Here is an 18315-nt window from a genome sequence, read left to right on the forward strand (position 1 = left end):
CCTACGGGCGAGCACTCTACGACACGAAGCCGCCGACGTTCGCCCAGTCCAGCGCCAAAGTCGGCAGCACGCCCAGCAACAGCGTGACGACCACACCGAGCGTGATCGCCGCTGTCGTGAACGCACCCGGCACGCTGACGGTGGGGCCGTCCTCGGCGGGTTCGCTGAAGTACATCAGCACGATGACACGAAGGTAGAAGAAGGCGGCAACCGCACTGGCCACCAGGGCCACCACCACCAGCGGCGCCATGCCGTCGGCCAGCGCCGCCTCGAACACCACGAACTTTCCGACGAAACCGCTAGTCAGCGGGATGCCCGCGAGGGCGAACAACAGGAAGGTGAACACCCCTGCGACCAGCGGAGAACGCTTCGCCAGCCCCGCCCAGTCCGAAAGGTGAGTTGCCTCACCATCGGCGCGTCGCACCAGGCTGATCACCCCGAACACGGCGATCGTCGTGAACCCGTAGGCCAGCAGGTAGAACAGCGTGGCGGACAGGCCGCGGTCGGTCAGCGCCAGCGAGCCGATCAGCATGAACCCGGCGTGCGCGACGGACGAGTAGGCGATCATCCGCTTGATGTCGCGCTGCGTCAGGCCGAGCACCACGCCGATGACCATCGAGGCGATCGCGACGGCCCACAGCACGCCGCGCCACTCCCAGCTGGAGGCCTGGAACGCGACCTGCAGCACCCGCAGGATCCCGCCGAACGCGGCGACCTTGGTGCAGGCGGCCATGAAGCCGGTGACCGCGGTCGGGGCGCCCTGGTAGACGTCCGGAGTCCAGGTGTGGAACGGGCCGACCGAGGCCTTGAACAGCAGACCCACCAGCAGCAGGCCGAGCCCGGCGAACAGCAGCGTGTCCGAGCGGTCCGAACCGGCGGTGGCGTCCGCGATCGCCTGCAGCTTCACCGAACCCGCGTAGCCGTAGAGCAGGGCCAGGCCGTACAGGAAGAACGCCGAGGCGAACGCGCCGAGCAGGAAGTACTTGACCGCCGACTCCTGCGACAGCAGCCGCCGGCGCTTGGCCAGCCCGCACATCAGGTACAGCGGCAGGCTCAGCACCTCGAGCGCGATGAACATCGTCAGCAGGTCGTTCGCCGCGCAGAACACCATCATCCCGCCGAGCGAGAACAGGGCGAGCGGGAAGACCTCGGTACGCATCCCCGCGACCCCGGCGGCCGCGCGGGTCATCGCGCCCGGCCCGTCGGTCGCCCGCGACTCGGCGACGAACGCGCCGCCCGGCTCCACCGAGCGGTCCGCGATCAGCAGGAACGCGCCCAGGCCGAGCGCGAGGAGCGTGCCCCAGAGGAACAGCGTGGGCGGGTCGATCGCGAGGGTGTCGGACAGCGTGGTCACGCCGGTGCTGCCGGAACGGGCGTACACCGCCAGCGCCACCCCGGCGACGACGATCGCCACCAGGCTCAGCCCGACCTGGACCGACCAGCGCTGGTGCCGCGGCAGGAACGCCTCGACGAGGATCGCCAGGCAGGCCGCGCCGAGGATCACCAGGATCGGCGCGATGGCCGCGTAGTCGATCGGCGGGATCTCCACGGGCGGGAGCTGCGCGAAGGCAGCCGGCCCCTGCGTCAAAGCACCCACTGTCAGTTACCTCCCTGCGAGGTCACGGGGTCGGTGACGCCGACCTCGCTCATGGTTGCCGCGACCGACGGGTTGATCACGTCCAACACCGGCTTCGGGTAGAAGCCCAACGCGAGCACCAGCACGATCAGCGGGGTCAGCACCGCGATCTCGCGGGCGCCGAGGTCGGCCACCCGCAGCCGGTGCGCGCCCGGCTTGTTCGGGTCGGTCACCGCGCCCGGGCCGCCGGCGGTACCCAGCAGCGCGTCGCCGCGCACCGGGCCCTGCATCGTCCGCTGGTACAGCCAGAGCACGTAGACGGCGGCCAGCACCATGCCGACGGTGGCGAGCACCGTGTAGACCGGCTGCGTCTGGAACGCGCCGACCAGCACCAGGAATTCGCTGATGAACGAGTTCGTGCCCGGCAGCGACAGGGTGCTCAGCCCGGCGATCAGCAGCGTGCCGGCCAGCAGCGGCGCCACCTTCGCCATGCCGCCGTAGTCGGCGATCCGGGTGGAGCCGCCGCGCGCGATCACCATGCCGATCACCAGGATCAGCATGCCGGTCGCGATGCTGTGGTTGATCATGTACGACACCGCGCCCACCTGCGCCTGCGAGGTGAACGCGAAGATGCCCAGCGCGATGAAGCCGAAGTGCGCGATCGACACGTAGGCGATGAAGCGCTTGAGGTCGGTCTGGCCGAAGGCCTGCAGCGAGCCGTAGAGCACGCCGATCACGGCGAGCACCAGCACCAGCGGGGCGAGCAGCTTCGACGCCTCCGGCGTGAGCGGCAGGCTGTAGCGCAGGAAGCCGAAGGTGCCGACCTTGTCGAGCACGCCGACGACGATCACCGCCACGCCGATCGGCGCCTGCTGCGCCGCGTCCGGCAGCCAGGTGTGGAACGGGATCAGCGGGGCCTTAATGGCGAACGCGGTGAAGAACCCGAGGAACAGCCACACCTGCACGCTGGTCGGCGCTTCGGAGAGCACCGGCACCAGCGTCGCCCAGTCGAAGGTGCCGGTGCCGGTGACCTCTGCGCTGTAGACGTACGCGCCGATCGCCGAGGCCAGCATGATCAGGCCGCCGAGGAAGGAGTACAGGAAGAACTTCACCGCGGCGTAGGTGCGCTTCTCGCCGCCGTAGCCGCCGATGAGGAAGTACATCGGGATCAGCATGATCTCGAAGAGCACGTAGAACAGGAACAGGTCGGTCGCGGCGAACACCGCCACCGTCAGGGCCTGCTCCAGCAGCAGCAGCGAGAAGAAACCGCCGTGGGTGCGCCCGGCGGGCAGCCGCTCGCCCCAGCTGTAGCCGAGCACCAGCGGGGTGAGCAGCGCGATCACCGCGACCATCACCAGCGCGATGCCGTCCACGCCGAACGAGAGCCGGATGTCGAACGCCGGGATCCACTCCACCGAGCTGGTGAGCTGCAGCCGCGGACCCGCCGGGTCGTAGGCGGCCCACGCGGCGAGCGCGATCACCAGCTCCACCAGGGAGAACCCGAGCGCGGTCCACTTGGCCACCGGCGCGTTGCCGCGCAGCAGCGCCACCACCACCGACCCGACGATCGGCAGCAGGATCAGTGCGAGGAGCAGGGTCATCGGATCTCCTCCCGGAGCTCACTCGGCCAACCGAGTCCACAGTGGACGTGCAGTTTCAATTGAAACCGCGGCCCGGATCCCCGGGGCGACCGCAGTTTCAATTGAAACCGCGGTCCGGGGCGCAGCCAGGTCGTCATGTCGGGATCCCCACTGCCATCAGGGCGGCGATCACCAGGATTCCGCCGAAGAGCATGGACAGGGCGTAGGACCGGACGAAGCCGGTCTGCAGCCGGCGCAGGCGGCCGGAGCTGAAGCCGAGGAATCCGGCGATGCCGTTGACCGCGCCGTCGACGCCCTTGCGGTCCACGGTGACCAGTCCGCGCGACAGGCCGAACGTCGGCCGCACCGCCAGGGCGTTGTTCAGCGCATTGCCGCCCAGGTCCGCGCGGGCCGCGCGGACGATCGGCGAAACCCGCTCCGGGCGCTCCACCGGCACCGGCTTGCGCCCGACCACCAGCCAGGCGATCAGCGCGCCCAGCGCGGACAGCGCGACGGTCAGCGCCGGGATCAGCGCGTGCGGGATCGCGGTGTGCTCGGCCTCGTGCAGCTCGCCCAGCGACGGCGCCAGGAACCCGACCAGCCGGTCGCCGCCGGCGAGGAACATGCCCGCCGCGACCGAACCGATGGCCAGCACGATCATCGGCGCGGTCATCACCGCGGGCGACTCGTGCGGGTGAAAGTCCTTGCCGTTGCTCGCCTTCAGGTTCTCCCAGCGCTTCTCGCCGAAGAACGTCATCAGCACCAGACGGGTCATGTAGAACGCGGTGATCGCCGCGCCCAGCATCGCCGCGCCGCCGAACACCCAGCCGCGCCAGCCCTCCTGGCCGAACGCCGCCTCGATGATCGCGTCCTTCGAGTAGTACCCGGACAGGAACGGGAAGCCGATCAGCGCCAGGTAGCCGAGCCCGAAGGTGGCGAAGGTGATCGGCATGAACCGGTAGAGGCCGCCGAACTTGCGCATGTCGACCTCGTCGTTCATGCCGTGCATCACCGAACCGGCGCCGAGGAACAGCCCGGCCTTGAAGAAGCCGTGGGTGAGCAGGTGCATGATGCCCAGCGCGTACCCGGCCGGCCCGAGCCCGACAGCCAGCATCATGTAGCCGATCTGGCTGACCGTGGAGTACGCCAGGACCTTCTTGATGTCGTCGTAGGCGCAGCCGATGATGCAGCCGACCAGCAGCGTCACCGCACCGACGATGGTGACGGCCAGCTGCCCACCGGGCGAGAGCGTGAACAGCGGGTTGGACCGCGCGATCAGGTACACGCCCGCGGTGACCATCGTCGCCGCGTGGATGAGCGCGGACACCGGGGTCGGGCCCTCCATCGCGTCCGGCAACCACGCCTGCAGCGGCACCTGGCCGGACTTGCCGCAGGCACCCAGCAGCAGCAACAGCGTGATGGCCAGCAGCACGCCCGGCGTGAGCTCACCGGCGCGGGCGAAGACCTCGGTGTACTGCGTGGTGCCGAGGTTGGCGAACAGCAGGAAGATCGCCAGCGCCAGCCCGACGTCGCCGACGCGGTTCATCACGAACGCCTTGGTCGCCGCCGCGGCCGCCGACGGCCGGCCCTGCCAGAAGCCGATCAGCAGGTACGACGCGAGACCGACGCCCTCCCAGCCGAGGTACAGGGTCACGAAGCTGTTGCCCAGCACCAGGATCAGCATCGCCGCGACGAACAGGTTGAGGTAGGCGAAGAACCGGCGGCGTTCGGTGTTGTCCCGCCCGGTGCGGCCTTCCTGGTCGTGCGACATGTAGCCGATCGAGTAGACGTGGATCAGCGAGCCGACGCCGGTGATCAGCAGCACGAACACCATCGACAGCGGGTCCATCCGGAGCCCGAAGTCGACCTGCAACGCGTTCACCGGGATCCACGAGAACATGTGCAGTTCCCGCACCTGGCCACTCTCGGGCATCCCGGCGATGGAGCTGAACAGCAGCAACCCGTACACGAACGACGCGATCACGGTGGCGCAACCGAGGATGTGCCCCCAGCCGTTGGCCCGGCGCCCGGCGACGAGCAGGATCAGCGCGCCCAGCGCCGGGAACGCGACCAGCAACCAGGCGTTCTCCTGGAACCCGCCGGCCGCGCTGGTCACTTCCGGGTGTTCCCCGGTGAGGAAGGCCCCGGTAGTCATCATTACCGTCACCACGCGCCCTCTCAGTACTTCAGCAGGTTTGCGTCATCGACCGAGGCCGAGCGACGCGTCCGGAAGATCGACATGATGATGGCCAGGCCGACCACCACCTCGGCCGCGGCGACGACCATCACGAAGAAGGCCATGACCTGCCCGTGCACCGAACCCTCGATGCGCGCGAAGGTCACCAGCGTCAGGTTGACCGCGTTGAGCATCAGCTCGATGCACATGAACACCACGATCGCGTTGCGCCGCACCAGCACCCCGACGGCGCCGATGGTGAACAGCAACGCCGACAGCAGCAGGTAGTAGGTGGGGGTCACTGCCGGACCTCCTCGGAGGAGACGTGCTCGGACTCGTGGCCGTTGTTCTGGTGGGCCCCGTTCCCGTTGGTGTGCGGCGACTTCGGCTCGGGCACCGGGGGCGTCTCCTCGTGGTGGCCGCCGGTCAACGCGTGCGGGTCGGGCGCCGGCTCCTGGCCTGCGACCGCGCGCCGCTCGTCGCCGAGCCGGTCTGCGGGCAGGTTCTCCAGCAGCTCGGACAGCGACTCCGGCGCCACCGAGCCGTCGGGCAGCAGCGCCGGGACGGCGACCGAGTTGGCCGTCGCGTACACGCCGGGCCCGGGCAGCGGCGACGGGCGGGAGCCGCGGAACCGGGCTTCGGCCCGCTCCTTCTGGCTCAGCCGCGGGCCGCGGCCCTTGCCGCCGTAGGCCAGCACCATCGCGCCCACCGCGGCGGTGATCAGCAGCGCCGAGGTCAGCTCGAACGGGAACAGGTAGTCGGTGAAGATCAACCGGCCGAGGCCGCCGGCGCCGCCGCCGGTCGGCGTCCAGGGGTCCAGCGGCGCGGCGGGCGTCACCTCCGCCAGCGCCCGCGCCAGGCCGGACACCAGCAGGGCCGCCAGGCCGATGCCGCCGATCCCGGCCCACAACCGCTGCCCGCGCAGGACCTCGACCACCGAGTCGGACGAGTCGCGGCCGACCATCATCAGCACGAACAGGAACAGCATCATGATCGCGCCGGTGTAGACGATGATCTGCGTGAACCCGAGGAACGGTGCGCTCTGCGCCATGTAGAGCACGCCCAGGCACAGCATCGTCAGCACCAGCCACAGCGCGGAATGCACCGCGTTGCGGGCGAAGACCATGCCCAGCGCGCCGACCAGCGCCAGCGGTCCGAGCACCCAGAAGGCCACCGTCTCGCCGGTGCCCACAGTGCCGCTGGGCGCCTGCGCGAGGAACTGCACCGCTTCGATGGTCATCTCCCGGCCTCCTCGTGCCCGGACTCGACCGTCTGCTCGAGGGGAACATCGTCACGCTGGCTGTGCTGATGGCTCGACCCTGCAAGCAGGTCGAGCGCCAGTTCCGGCCCGCGCACGTAGTAGTCCTGCTCGTCGTTGCCGAGCCGCATCGGGTGCGGCGGCTGCTCCATGCCGGGCAGCAGCGGCGCCAGCATGTCCGCCTTGGTGTAGATCAGGTCCTGGCGGTTGTCGTCGGCGGTCTCGTACTCGTTGGTCATCGTCAGCGCGCGCGTCGGGCAGGCCTCGATGCACAACCCGCAGCCGATGCAGCGCAGGTAGTTGATCTGGTAGTCCTTGCCGTAGCGCTCACCGGGCGAGTACCGGGCCTCTTCAGTGTTGTCGCCGCCCTCCACGAAGATCGCGTCGGCCGGGCACGCCCACGCGCACAGCTCGCAGCCGACGCACTTCTCCAGCCCGTCCGGGTGCCGGTTGAGCTGGTGGCGGCCGTGGAACCGGGGCGCCGGGATCTTCTTGACCTCGGGGTACTCCTCGGTGACGACCTTCTTGAACATGGTCGAGAAGGTGACGCCGAAGCCCTTGATCGGATCAAACATTCCCATGAGGCGCCTCCTCGCCTTCCGGACCCGCGACCTCGCCCGCAGTGCGGTCGGCACCGCTGTGCACCGGGGTGCGGCGCGGCGGGGTCTCGGGGACTTGCAGGTCCAGCGGCGGAACGGGGTATCCGCTGCCGGCCAGCGGGATCTCGTCGGCGTCCTTGGCCGGTTTGCGGTCCGGGATCAGGAACGTCGCCGCCAGCAGGATCGCGATCACGATGCCGCCGCCGATGAGGAACTGCTGCGAGCTGACCGCTTCCTCGTTGCGCAGCGCCCGGATCACGGTGACCGCGATGATCCACAGCAGGCTGAGCGGGACCAGGAACTTCCAGCCCAGGTTCATGAACTGGTCATAGCGCAGGCGGGGCAGCGTGCCGCGCAGCCAGATGAAGAAGAACAGGAACGCCACCGTCTTGCCGAGGAACCACAGCGCCGGCCACCAGCCGGTGTTGAGCACCCCGTCGCCGATCAGCGACAGCGGCCACGGCGCGTGCCAGCCGCCGAGGAACAGCGTGGTCGCCAGCGCCGAGACGGTGACCATGTTGATGTACTCGGCGAGGAAGAACAGCGCGAACTTCAGCGACGAGTACTCGGTGTGGAACCCGCCGACCAGCTCCGACTCCGCCTCCGGCAGGTCGAACGGGGCGCGGTTGGTCTCGCCGACCATGGACACCACGTAGACCGCGAAGCTGAACGGCAGCAGCAGGAAGAACCAGCCGTCCTTCTGCGCCTCGACGATGCCCGAGGTGGACAGCGTGCCCGCGTACATGATCACCGCGACGAACGACAGGCCCATCGCGATCTCGTAGGAGATCACCTGCGCCGCCGAGCGCAGCGAACCCAGCAGCGGGTACGGCGAGCCGGAGGCCCAGCCGGCCAGCACGATGCCGTAGACGCCGATGGAGGCGCAGGCCAGCACGACCAGCAGGCCGACCGGCAGGTCCACCAGCTGCAACGCGGTGGGCTCGCCGAAGATGGTGACCTCGGGACCGATCGGGATCACCGAGAACGACACCAGCGCGGGCGTCGCGGAGATCACCGGGGCCAGGAAGTACACCCACTTGTCGGCCAGCACCGGCCGGATGTCTTCCTTGAAGGCCAGCTTCAGGCCGTCCGCCAGCGATTGCAGCATCCCGAACGGGCCCGCCCGGTTGGGGCCGGGCCGGTGCTGCATCCGCCCGATCACCCGGCGCTCCGCCCAGATCGTCAACAGCGTCATGACGACCAGGAAGACGAAGATCACGAGGACCTTCAGCAGGATCAGCCAGAGCGGATCGTCGGCGAGCAGTTCCGCGGTTCTGGTCATGCTCTCCCCCCGTCGAGGTGGGTCGTGCCGCCGTGGCCGTTTCCGGCGGCGGGAGACATCGCCGTGGTGGCGGCGATGTCGACGACCGCGCCGTGGCCGACGCCCAGCGTCCGGTGCACCTTCGAGGCACCGGAGTCGGCGGGCAGCCACACCACGTCGTCGGGCATTTCGGCGAGCTCCGTCGCGAGCACGATCGCGCCCTTGGCGGTGCTGATCTCGATGCGCTGCCCGGCGCCGAGCCCGATCCGCTGCGCGGTGCGCGGCGAGAGCACCGCGACGGTGCGCCGCGCGGTGCCGGCCAGGTTCGGCTCGTCGGACTGCATCGATCCGTTGTCCAGCAGCTGCCGCCAGGTCGCCAGCACCGCCTGCCCCGCGCCGGGGCTCGGCGCCGCCGCGGGCGGCTCGTCCGGCGCGGGCAGCCCTGCGCCGAGGTGCGGCCCGATGCGTTCGAGCTCGGCGAGCGCGGCGGCCGGGGTCTGCGTGAACAGGTCCACGTCCATCTCCACCGCGAGGGTGTCCAGCACCCGGCAGTCCGGCAGCGCGCCGGTGCCGTCGATGGTGGTGCGGAACTCGCGGTGGCGTCCTTCCCAGTTCAGGTAGCTGCCGGCTTTCTCGGTGCTCGGCGCGATGGGCAGCACCACGTCGGCGTGCTCGGTGACCGCGCTCGGCCGCAGTTCCAGGCTGACCACGAAGCCCGCGCGGCGCAGCGCCTTCTCGGCGAGCGCCGGGTCGGGCAGGTCGTTGGGGTCGACGCCGCCGACGACCAGCGCGGAGAGGTCTCCGGCTGCCGCCGCGGCGAGGATTCCGGTGACGTCGCGGCCGGCGCGGGCGGGCAGGGCGGCCGGGGCGAGGCCCCAGTGCCGCTCCAGCTCGGCGCGGGCTTCGGCGTCGGCCACCGGGCGTCCGCCCGGCAGCAGCGTCGGCAGGACGCCGACCTCGATCGCGCCGCGCTCGCCGGCGCGGCGGGGGATCCACGCGACGCTCACGCCGGTCCGCTGCGCGGTGCGCAGGATCTCCGAGTACAGCCCGGGGACCTCCGCGGCGCGCTCGCCGACGAGTAGTACCGCACCCGGCTGTCGCAGCGCCTCGTCCACATCGGACGGGAGCTCGCGCAGCGCCGCGGCTTCGCCGCCGGGCACGCACGGCACCAGCCCCCCGGTGCGCACCGGCCCGCCGTCGTGCACGATGACCGTCGTCTTCTCCACGCCCGGCGAGACCCACGGCGCCACGTGGAACACCTTGGCGCCGCGCGTGCGGGCCGCCTTGCGCAGCCGCAGGAAGACGATCGGCGATTCCTCTTCCGGCTCGAAGGCCACGCACAGCACCGCGGGCGCGGACTCCAGGTCCCGGTAGGTGACGCCGTTGCCCGGGCTGGTGCCGACCACAGTGGACTCCAGGAACCGCAGCTCCTCGTCGGAGTGCGGCCGGGCCCGGTAGTCGATGTCGTTGGTGCGCAACGCGATCCGCGCGAACTTCGCGTAGGCGTAGGCGTCTTCGACGGTCAGCCGACCGCCGGGCAGCACCCCGACGCCGCCGGCGTCACGCGCCTCGGCGAGCCCGTTCGCGGCCGCCTGCAGCGCCTCGGTCCAGGACGCGGGCCGCAGCTCGCCGTTCTCCCGGATCAGCGGCCGGGTGATCCGGTCGTTGGCGGTGGCGTAGCGGAAGGCGAAGCGGCCCTTGTCGCAGATCCACTCCTCGTTGACCTCCGGGTCGTCGCCCGCCAGCCGCCGCATCACCTTGCCGCGCCGCCAGTCGTTGCGGATCTCGCAGCCGGACGCGCAGTGCTCGCACTGGCCGGGCGTCGACACCAGGTCGAACGGCCGGGACCGGAACCGGTAGGCCGCGCTGGTCAGCGCCCCGACCGGGCAGATCTGGATGGTGTTGCCGGAGAAGTAGCTCTGGAACGGCTGCTGCTCGCCGATGCCGATCTGCTGCAGCGCCCCGCGCTCCAGCAGCTCGATGAACGGATCGCCCGCCACCTGCTTCGAGAACCGGGTGCAGCGCTGGCAGAGCACGCAGCGCTCCCGGTCCAGCAGCACCTGCGAGGAGATCGGCACCGGCTTGGCGAAGGTCCGCTTGGTGTCGTGGAAGCGGGACTCCGCCCGGCCGTGCTTCAACGCCTGGTTCTGCAGCGGGCACTCGCCGCCCTTGTCGCAGACCGGGCAGTCCAGCGGGTGGTTGATCAGCAGCAGCTCCATCACGCCCTGCTGCGCCTTGTCCGCCACCGGCGAGGTCCGCTGCGTCTTGACCACCATGCCGTCGGCGACGGTCATCGTGCAGGACGCCTGCGGCTTCGGCATCGGCCGCCCGCCCATCTCGACCTCGACCAGGCACTGGCGGCAGGCCCCGGCCGGGTCGAGCAGCGGGTGGTCGCAGAACCGCGGGATGGTGATGCCCATCCGCTCCGCGGTCCGGATCAGCAGCTCGCCCTTGGGCGCCACGACCTCGATGCCATCGATGGTCAGGCGGACGTAACCCGGAGGCAGCGGGCGGGTTTCTGCTTCTGGTGCCACGGTCATCGGGCCGCTCCTACCAGTGCGGGCTCGCCGGTCTTGTTCTTCTCACACAGCGCGAGGAACTCCTCGCGGAAGTACTTGATGCCGCTGACGATCGGGCTGACCGCGCCGTCGCCGAGGGCGCAGAACGAGCGGCCGAAGATGTTGTCGCACACGTCCAGGAGGGTTTCGATGTCCTCCTCGGTGCCGTGCCCGTCGACCATCCGCTCCAGCACCTGCGCCAGCCAGTAGGTGCCCTCCCGGCACGGCGTGCACTTGCCGCAGGACTCGTGCTCGTAGAACTGGGTCCACTTCATCACGGCCCACGGCACCGAAACCGTCTCGTTGAACACCATCACCGCGGTGGTCCCCAGCATCGACCCGGCCTCGGCCGCGCCCTCGAAGTCCAGCGGCACGTCCAGGTGCTCGGCGGTGAACATCGGGGTCGACGAGCCGCCCGGCGTCCAGAACTTCAGCGGGATGCCGTCCTTCATGCCGCCCGCCAGCTCCAGCAGCTCGCGGAGGGTGGTGCCCAGCGGAGCCTCGTACTGGCCGGGCCGCTCGACGTGCCCGGAGATCGAGTAGATCTTCGGACCGGGCGACTTCTCCGTGCCCATCTTGCGGAACCACTCGGCGCCGCCGTTGACGATGAAGGGCACCGAGGCGATCGTCTCGACGTTGTTCACCGTGGTCGGGCAGGCGTAGAGCCCGGCGGCGGCCGGGAACGGCGGCTTCAGCCGCGGCTGCCCGCGCTTGCCCTCCAGCGAGTCGAGCAGCGCGGTCTCCTCGCCGCAGATGTAGGCGCCCGCGCCGGCGTGCACCACGATGTCCAGGTCGAAGCCCGAGTCCAGGATGTTCTTGCCGAGGTACCCGGCCTGGTAGGCCTCGCGGACCGCGTTGTTCAGCCGCCGGATCGGGTGCAGCGCCTCGCCGCGCACGTAGATCATGCAGTGGTTGGCGCGCATCGCGTAGCTGGCGATGATGCAGCCCTCGATCAGCGAGTGCGGGTCGGCCATCATCAGCGGGATGTCCTTGCAGGTGCCCGGCTCGCCCTCGTCGGCGTTGATGACGAGGTAGTGCGGCTTGACCGGGTCCTTGGGCATGAAGCTCCACTTGACCCCGGCCGGGAACCCGGCGCCGCCGCGGCCGCGCAGCCCGGCGCCCTTGACCAGCTCGATCAGCTGGTCGGGGTGCGCCTTCAGGGCCTTGCGCAGCGCGGTGTAGCCCTCCAGCTGCTCGTAGGTGCGCAGCGTCCAGGAGGTCGGCGACAGCCACCGCTTCGTCAGTACCGGGGTCACCGGGCTGGTGCTGGGTTCGGTCATGGCCACCCTCACTTCTTCTCCGGCAGCGGCGGGAGTTCCGCGTCGTCGGGCATGCTCGGCGCGGTCCAGCCGCGCTCGTTGGCCAGCTGCGCTCCGCGCATCGTCTCGACCGCCGCCGACGGCCCGGCCACAGTGGACTCCAGGTCGTCGAAGAAGCCCGCCAGCTGGCGCTCCGCGCCGCGGAAGTCGGAGAGCGCGGGACCGCGCGTCGGCGCCGGCTTCTCCCCGCGCTGCAAGGCCTTCACGAGCTCCAGCGCCTGCTCCGGCGTTTGGTTGTCGAAGTACTCGTAGTTGACCTGCAGCACCGGGGCCAGGTCGCACGCGGCGAGGCACTCGGCGTGCTCCAGGGTGATCGAGCCCTCTTCGCCCGGCGTGCCGGCGGTTTCGTTGTGCCCGACGCCGAGGTGCTCGCCGAGCTTCCGGTAGATCGCGTCGCCGCCGAGCGCCGCGCACATGGTGTTGGTGCAGATGCTCACCAGGTGCTGGCCGCAGGGCTTGCGCTTGTACATGGTGTAGAACGTCGCGACGGCGCTGACCTCCGCAGTGGACAGTGCCAGCTGCTCCGCGCAGAACTGGATTCCCGCGGCGCTGACGTGCCTTTGCACCGACTGCACCAGGTGCAGCATCGGCAGCAGCGCCGACCGGGACTCCGGGTAGCGCGCGATGATCTGCCTCGCGTCGGCCCGCACGTCCTCGCCGAACACCGACGTGTCGGCGGTTTCGTGAACCGCCTCTTCCGTCGTGGTGAACTCGAACTGCTCGGTCATCGATCCACCCCGCCCATCACCGGGTCGATGGAGGCGACCGCCGCGATCACGTCGGCCACCAATCCGCCTTCGCACATCGCGGGCATCGCCTGCAGGTTCACGAAGCTGGGTTCCCGCACGTGCACCCGCATCGGCCGGGTGCCGCCGTCGGAGACCACGTGGTAGCCGAGCTCGCCGCGCGGCGACTCGATCGGCACGTACACCTGGCCGGGCGGCACGTCGAAGCCCTCGGTCACCAGCTTGAAGTGGTGGATCAGCGATTCCATCGACTGGCCCATGATCTTGCGGACGTGCTCCAGCGAGTTGCCCATGCCGTCCGGGCCGATGCTCAGCTTCGCCGGCCAGGCGATCTTCTTGTCCTCCACCATGTGCGGCCCGGGCTCGAACTTGTCCAAGCACTGCCGGATGATCTTCAGCGACTGGTGGATCTCCTCCAGCCGCAGCAGGTACCGGGCATAGCAGTCGGCATCGGTGCTGGTGGGCACCTCGAAGTCGTACTCCTCGTAACCGCAGTACGGCTGGATCTTGCGCAGGTCCCAGGCGAGCCCGGCGGAGCGCAGCAGCGGACCGGTGACGCCGAGCTGCATGCAGCCGTCCAGCGGCAGGTACCCGACGTCCTTCAGGCGCTGCTTCCAGATCGGCTGGCCGGTGAACAGCTTGTCGTAGTCCGGCAGCCGCTTGTCCATCACCTGGATGAAGTTCAGGATCTTCTCCCGGTAGTCCGCCGGGAGGTCCTGGGCGACGCCGCCGGGCCGGATGAACGCGTGGTTCATCCGCAGGCCGGTCAGGTACTCCAGCAGGTGCAGGACCTCTTCGCGCTCGCGGAAGCCGTAGGTCATGCCGGTGGTCGCGCCCAGCTCCATCGCGCCGGTGGCCAGGAACACCAGGTGCGAGGAGATCCGGTTGAGCTCCATCAGCAGCACCCGGAACACCTGCGCCCGCCGCGGCGCCTCGATGCCCAGCAGCTTCTCCACCGCCATGCAGTAGGCGGCCTCGTTGTGCAGCGGCGCCAGGTAGTCCATCCGCGTCACGAACGTGACGCCCTGCGTCCAGGTGCGGTACTCGGTGTTCTTCTCGATGCCGGTGTGCAGGTAGCCGATCACCGAACGGGCCTTGGTGACCGTCTCGCCCTCGAGCTCCAGCACCAGCCGCAGCACGCCGTGGGTCGACGGGTGCTGCGGGCCGAGGTTGATGACGACCCGCTCCTCGCCGGCCGTCTCGTCGATGAACTCGTCCCAGTCGCCGCCGGTGACGGTGTAGACCCGGCCCTCGGTGGTCTCCCGCGACTCCGCCTCGCCCGGGTGGGCGTGCGGGTCACCGAGGCCGGTGTCGGCCAGTGGTTCGGTAGTCATCTCCAGCACCTCTCCGCGGTGTGCTGCGGTCCTCGGACCGCAATCCCGATGGAAATCGGACGCCCGATTTCCGTTGGAATTGCGGAAAACCCCCGCCGCCCGGCCATCACGAGTACGCCCTGCGCTGGTCCGGCGGTGGGATCTCGGCGCCCTTGTACTCCACCGGGATCCCGCCGAGCGGGTAGTCCTTGCGCTGCGGGTGGCCGTCCCAGTCGTCCGGCATCAGGATCCGGGTCAGCGCCGGGTGTCCGTCGTAGACGATGCCGAACATGTCCCAGGTCTCGCGTTCCTGGAAGTCGGCGGTCGGGTACACCGGCACGACGGAAGGCACGTGCGGGTCGTCGATCTCCAGCGCGACGTCCAACCTGATCCGGCGCCGGTAGGTCATCGACGTCAGGTGGTACACCGAGTGCAGCCGTTGCGGCACGTCCGGTCCGTAGTCCACACCGGACACCGAGCTGCACAGCTCGAAGCGCAGCGCCGGGTCGTCCCGCAGCGTCCGGCAGACCTCCAGCAGGTGGTCCCGCCGCACGTAGAGGGTGATCTCGCCGCGATCGACGGTCACCTGCTGCACGGTGTCCGCGGGCAGGCCCTGCTCGTTCAGCGCGGCGAAGAAGTTGTCGGCGAACTCATCGAACCAGCCGCCGAACGGGCGCTCCGCTGCCGGCGGCACGTAGGCCGGCAGCCGCAGGCCGCCGTAGCCGGAGGTGTCGCCGGTGCCGCGAACCCCGAACATGCCCTGCCTGGCGTGACCGGAGACCGGCGCGGGACCCTGCCGGGCCGGCTCCATCGCCGAGGACTGGGATTCATTGTCTGCCAACCGAACTCACCTGCCCGCTTTGAGCTCGCGGGGGCGCTTCGGCGCTGGGTCCAGCGCCCCCAACGACGGATCGGAACCCAGCTCCTGGCGCTGCTTGGCCTGCTGCCGCTCGGCCCGGCGCCGCTGCGCCCAGTTCTTCGGCGCGTACCGCTCTGAGGACGGGATCATCGGGGTGCGCTCGCCGCTCTCCAGCTTCAGCTGCGCCCGCTTCGCGTTGATCGGCTCGTCCATGATCTTGGCGTGCAGCTTGAGGATCGCGTCCAGCAGCATCTCTGGCCGCGGCGGGCATCCCGGGAGGTACATGTCCACCGGCACCACGTGGTCCACGCCCTGCACGACCGCGTAGTTGTTGAACATGCCGCCGCTGGAGGCGCACACGCCCATCGCCAGCACCCAGCGCGGCTCCGGCATCTGGTCGTAGATCTGCCGCAGCACCGGCGCCATCTTGTTGGTCACCCGGCCCGCGACGATCATCAGGTCGGCCTGCCGGGGGGTCGCGGAGAACCGCTCCATGCCGAAGCGCGCGATGTCGTAGCGGGAACCGCCGACGGTCATCATCTCGATCGCGCAGCAGGCCAGCCCGAACGTCGCCGGCCACATCGACGTCTTCCGCGTCCAGTTGACGAGCTTTTCCACGTTGGCCAACAGGATGCCGTTGGGCAGCTGCTCTTCGAGCCCCATCTCCGGCACTCCTTCCCGCGTCGCTGCGGCTAGTCCTTTGAGAGTCGTGCGGTCGTCTTGCTTGGCGGTGCTAGTTCCAGTCGAGGCCGCCGCGGCGCCACACGTAGACGTAGGCGAAACCGACGGTGGCGATGAAGAGCACGATCTCGACCACGCCGAACAGGCCCAGGGCGTCGGCGGAGACCGCGAACGGGTAGAGGAAGACCATCTCGATGTCGAACAGGATGAACAACATCGCGGTCAGGTAGTAGGCGACCGGCATCCGGCCGCCGCCGATGACCGGTTGCGGCGACGGTTCGATGCCGCACTCGTAGGCGTCGAGCTTCGCCTTGTTGTAACGGCGGGGACCGACCAGTGGCGCGATCGCGACGGAAAACACCGCGAACGCGAGCGCCAGTGCGAACAACAACACCAGCGGGACGTAGGGATCGAGCACTCCGCTGCCCTCCTTCGGCGGCCCCCGCCGAGACGCAGAACACATCTACGGCTTCGGTGCGCACTCTATGCGGTCGACCGTATCGACTCCGTAGTGAGGCGAACCTAACTTTGAGATGTCCGGCACACTACTCGGGACATCTGACCAGACTCCTGCGGTCAGGCGCTAGGGGTCAGCCGAGTAGTGGTGCTGATCACACGATCCATGGCGTCGCCACCCTTCTCGTCGTACAGATTTGCCAACAGTTTCAACACGAAACGCATCAGCGTCGCCCTTGGTAGACCATGCTTGGTGGCCACCTTCATGACGGTGGGATTGCCAATCAACTTGCTGAAGATGTTGCCCATCCGGAAGTAGCCGCCGAGCGCCTGCTGCACCACCGTCGGGTACCGGCGCAGCGCCTGCTCCCGCGAGAAACCGGTCGGCCGGGCGAGGGCGTGCACCACGCATTCCGCTGCCAGCGCAGCAGATTCCATCGCATAGGCGATGCCTTCGCCGTTGAACGGGTTGACCATCCCGCCGGCGTCACCGACCAGCAGCAGCCCGTTCCGGTAGTGCGGCGTCCGGTTGAAGCCCATCGGAAGCGCCGCGCCGCCGATCCGGCCGGTGGCGTTCTCCTCCCGGAAACCCCACTCCTCCGGGGTTCCGTCCAACCAGGAACGCATCAGCTGGCGGTAGTCCGTCTTGCCGTAGGCCTTGGAGGTCGACAGGATCCCGAGTCCGACGTTGACGGTGCCGTCGCCCATCCCGAAGATCCAGCCGTAGCCCGGCAGCAGCTTCGGCTCGTCGGGGTTCGAGCGGTCCCACAGCTCCAGGTGCGACTCCAGGTAGTCGTCCTTGGTGCGCGGGCTCGTGTAGTACCGGCGCACCGCGACGCCCATCGGCCGGTCGTCGCGCTTCTCGATGCCCGCCGACAGCGCCAACCGGGCCGAAACCCCGTCGCAGGCCAGCACCAACGGCGCGCGGTAGGTGACCGGGGTCCGGTCCGGGCCGGCCTTCGCCTCGACGCCGACGATCCGGCCCGTCCGCTCGTCGGTGATCGCGCCGGTCACCGTGGTCTGCTGCAACAGCCGGGCCCCGGCGCGCTGGGCGTTGCGGGCGAGCAGGTCGTCGAAGTCGTTGCGGGGGCGGACCACGCCGTAGGGCGGGAAGGCGGCCAGGCTCGGCCAGTCCAGTTCCATCCGCACGCCGCCGCCGACGACCCGCAGGCCCCGGTTGTGCAGCCAGCCCGCTTCCTCGCGGGTGTCGATGCCCAGGTCGATGAGCTGCTTGACGCCCCTCGGGGTGATGCCGTCGCCGCAGACCTTCTCCCGCGGGAACACGCTCTTCTCGAGAAGCAGGACGTCCAGGCCGGCGCGGGCCAGGTACGTCGCAGCCGTCGATCCGGCCGGTCCTGCTCCGACGACGATCACCTCGGCGTCCTCGTCCGGTCGGCGGCGGCTGGTGGCGCTGGTCATGACACTCCTTGATCCGGTGCAATGCGCGGCGCGGCCCGCTCGTCCCGGTGGACCGCCCCGGGAACCCGCTTGTGAACGAGTTCACTAACTCCCGAGTCTAAGCCGGACGAACCTCGCGATCGAGCCCTCGAACTACGCCACCCGAGTGAGCATCGCCCCAGTTAGAGCGCCCGAAGTAGGCCGACCAGGTGACCTCCGCGCGCCTGCGGAGGGGCGGCCGGCGCACCCGAGGAGCCCGCGGCGGCACTCGCGTTGCCACCGCGGGCTTGGGCGAGTGATTTTTCCCAGAAGAGGCACTTTTTGCCGGTTCGCGTGAACTGTGCGGGAACAAAAAAGGGTCCCTTCTCTTCCGTTCTACCGGAAGAGAAGGAACCCTTCTCAAAAAATGTGTCGGCGGTGTCTTACTCTCCCACACCCTATCGAGTGCAGTACCATCAGCGCTGGGGAGCTTAGCTACCGGGTTCGGAATGGGACCGGGCGGACCCTCCCCGCCATCGCCACCGACAACCCCAAA

At 69.5% G+C, this 18315-nt stretch carries 15 protein-coding genes and 1 rRNA gene; all 16 read right to left on the reverse strand.

The window, feature by feature from the left end; genetic code table 11:
* Nucleotides 1-16: 16 nt before the first annotated feature.
* The 16 genes from nuoN to rrf all read right to left on the reverse strand — a co-directional run bounded on the left by nuoN (nucleotide 17) and on the right by rrf (nucleotide 18306).
* Nucleotides 17-1549, reverse strand: a complete 1533-nt coding sequence (gene nuoN, locus E1288_RS28510; protein WP_408014007.1) for an NADH-quinone oxidoreductase subunit NuoN — start codon at nucleotides 1547-1549, stop codon at nucleotides 17-19.
* A gap of 50 nt (nucleotides 1550-1599) precedes the next feature.
* The gene (locus E1288_RS28515; RefSeq protein ID WP_132490332.1) at nucleotides 1600-3177 is read right to left on the reverse strand and encodes an NADH-quinone oxidoreductase subunit M; all 1578 of its coding nucleotides are present in this window, start codon (nucleotides 3175-3177) and stop codon (nucleotides 1600-1602) included.
* 133 nt (nucleotides 3178-3310) lie between these two features.
* On the reverse strand, nucleotides 3311-5314 hold the full coding sequence (nuoL, locus tag E1288_RS28520) for an NADH-quinone oxidoreductase subunit L (protein WP_235883860.1): 2004 nt from the start codon (nucleotides 5312-5314) through the stop codon (nucleotides 3311-3313).
* Between the two features lie 20 nt (nucleotides 5315-5334).
* Nucleotides 5335-5634, reverse strand: coding sequence for an NADH-quinone oxidoreductase subunit NuoK (gene nuoK, locus E1288_RS28525; protein ID WP_093155324.1), 300 nt, complete (start codon nucleotides 5632-5634; stop codon nucleotides 5335-5337).
* A complete protein-coding gene (locus E1288_RS28530) occupies nucleotides 5631-6572 on the reverse strand; it encodes an NADH-quinone oxidoreductase subunit J (RefSeq protein ID WP_132490334.1) in 942 nt (313 codons plus the stop codon). Before E1288_RS28530 ends, nuoK begins: the two co-directional genes overlap by 4 nt.
* Nucleotides 6569-7171 carry an NADH-quinone oxidoreductase subunit NuoI gene (nuoI, locus tag E1288_RS28535; RefSeq protein WP_132490336.1) on the reverse strand — a complete coding sequence of 201 codons (603 nt, stop codon included), beginning with the start codon at nucleotides 7169-7171 and terminating at the stop codon, nucleotides 6569-6571. Before nuoI ends, E1288_RS28530 begins: the two co-directional genes overlap by 4 nt.
* On the reverse strand, nucleotides 7158-8471 hold the full coding sequence (gene nuoH / locus E1288_RS28540; protein WP_132490338.1) for an NADH-quinone oxidoreductase subunit NuoH: 1314 nt from the start codon (nucleotides 8469-8471) through the stop codon (nucleotides 7158-7160). Before nuoH ends, nuoI begins: the two co-directional genes overlap by 14 nt.
* On the reverse strand, nucleotides 8468-10990 hold the full coding sequence (locus E1288_RS28545; RefSeq protein WP_132490340.1) for an NADH-quinone oxidoreductase subunit G: 2523 nt from the start codon (nucleotides 10988-10990) through the stop codon (nucleotides 8468-8470). Before E1288_RS28545 ends, nuoH begins: the two co-directional genes overlap by 4 nt.
* Nucleotides 10987-12288, reverse strand: a complete 1302-nt coding sequence (gene nuoF, locus E1288_RS28550; RefSeq protein WP_132490342.1) for an NADH-quinone oxidoreductase subunit NuoF — start codon at nucleotides 12286-12288, stop codon at nucleotides 10987-10989. Before nuoF ends, E1288_RS28545 begins: the two co-directional genes overlap by 4 nt.
* A gap of 8 nt (nucleotides 12289-12296) precedes the next feature.
* Nucleotides 12297-13055, reverse strand: a complete 759-nt coding sequence (nuoE, locus tag E1288_RS28555) for an NADH-quinone oxidoreductase subunit NuoE (protein ID WP_132490344.1) — start codon at nucleotides 13053-13055, stop codon at nucleotides 12297-12299.
* Nucleotides 13052-14407 carry an NADH-quinone oxidoreductase subunit D gene (locus E1288_RS28560; RefSeq protein ID WP_132490346.1) on the reverse strand — a complete coding sequence of 452 codons (1356 nt, stop codon included), beginning with the start codon at nucleotides 14405-14407 and terminating at the stop codon, nucleotides 13052-13054. The genes nuoE and E1288_RS28560 overlap by 4 nt, the downstream gene beginning before the upstream one ends.
* A 106-nt stretch (nucleotides 14408-14513) precedes the next feature.
* Entirely contained in the window at nucleotides 14514-15227 is a 714-nt protein-coding gene (locus tag E1288_RS28565) for an NADH-quinone oxidoreductase subunit C (RefSeq protein ID WP_268951883.1), read from the reverse strand.
* Nucleotides 15228-15233: 6 nt separating this feature from the next.
* Complete coding sequence (locus tag E1288_RS28570) at nucleotides 15234-15908, reverse strand: NuoB/complex I 20 kDa subunit family protein (protein WP_132490348.1); 675 nt, start codon at nucleotides 15906-15908, stop codon at nucleotides 15234-15236.
* 70 nt (nucleotides 15909-15978) lie between these two features.
* A complete protein-coding gene (locus E1288_RS28575) occupies nucleotides 15979-16389 on the reverse strand; it encodes an NADH-quinone oxidoreductase subunit A (RefSeq protein ID WP_044577159.1) in 411 nt (136 codons plus the stop codon).
* Nucleotides 16390-16502: 113 nt separating this feature from the next.
* Nucleotides 16503-17801 carry a geranylgeranyl reductase family protein gene (locus E1288_RS28580; RefSeq protein ID WP_132490350.1) on the reverse strand — a complete coding sequence of 433 codons (1299 nt, stop codon included), beginning with the start codon at nucleotides 17799-17801 and terminating at the stop codon, nucleotides 16503-16505.
* Nucleotides 17802-18189: 388 nt separating this feature from the next.
* Nucleotides 18190-18306 (reverse strand): 5S ribosomal RNA (gene rrf, locus E1288_RS28585).
* Between the last annotated feature and the right edge of the window lie 9 nt (nucleotides 18307-18315).

This window comes from Saccharopolyspora elongata (assembly GCF_004348985.1).
Classification (GTDB): domain Bacteria; phylum Actinomycetota; class Actinomycetes; order Mycobacteriales; family Pseudonocardiaceae; genus Saccharopolyspora; species Saccharopolyspora elongata.

What these genes read in the sequence shown, in the direction of transcription:
- E1288_RS28515 (WP_132490332.1), bottom strand. Translation starts at nt 3,177, where the DNA reads ATGACCCTGCTCCTCGCACTGATCCTGCTGCCGATCGTCGGGTCGGTG.
- nuoL (WP_235883860.1), bottom strand. Translation starts at nt 5,314, where the DNA reads ATGATGACTACCGGGGCCTTCCTCACCGGGGAACACCCGGAAGTGACC.
- E1288_RS28530 (WP_132490334.1), bottom strand. Translation starts at nt 6,572, where the DNA reads ATGACCATCGAAGCGGTGCAGTTCCTCGCGCAGGCGCCCAGCGGCACT.
- nuoI (WP_132490336.1), bottom strand. Translation starts at nt 7,171, where the DNA reads ATGGGAATGTTTGATCCGATCAAGGGCTTCGGCGTCACCTTCTCGACC.
- nuoH (WP_132490338.1), bottom strand. Translation starts at nt 8,471, where the DNA reads ATGACCAGAACCGCGGAACTGCTCGCCGACGATCCGCTCTGGCTGATC.
- E1288_RS28545 (WP_132490340.1), bottom strand. Translation starts at nt 10,990, where the DNA reads ATGACCGTGGCACCAGAAGCAGAAACCCGCCCGCTGCCTCCGGGTTAC.
- nuoF (WP_132490342.1), bottom strand. Translation starts at nt 12,288, where the DNA reads ATGACCGAACCCAGCACCAGCCCGGTGACCCCGGTACTGACGAAGCGG.
- nuoE (WP_132490344.1), bottom strand. Translation starts at nt 13,055, where the DNA reads ATGACCGAGCAGTTCGAGTTCACCACGACGGAAGAGGCGGTTCACGAA.
- E1288_RS28560 (WP_132490346.1), bottom strand. Translation starts at nt 14,407, where the DNA reads ATGACTACCGAACCACTGGCCGACACCGGCCTCGGTGACCCGCACGCC.
- E1288_RS28570 (WP_132490348.1), bottom strand. Translation starts at nt 15,908, where the DNA reads ATGGGGCTCGAAGAGCAGCTGCCCAACGGCATCCTGTTGGCCAACGTG.
- E1288_RS28575 (WP_044577159.1), bottom strand. Translation starts at nt 16,389, where the DNA reads ATGTGTTCTGCGTCTCGGCGGGGGCCGCCGAAGGAGGGCAGCGGAGTG.
- E1288_RS28580 (WP_132490350.1), bottom strand. Translation starts at nt 17,801, where the DNA reads ATGACCAGCGCCACCAGCCGCCGCCGACCGGACGAGGACGCCGAGGTG.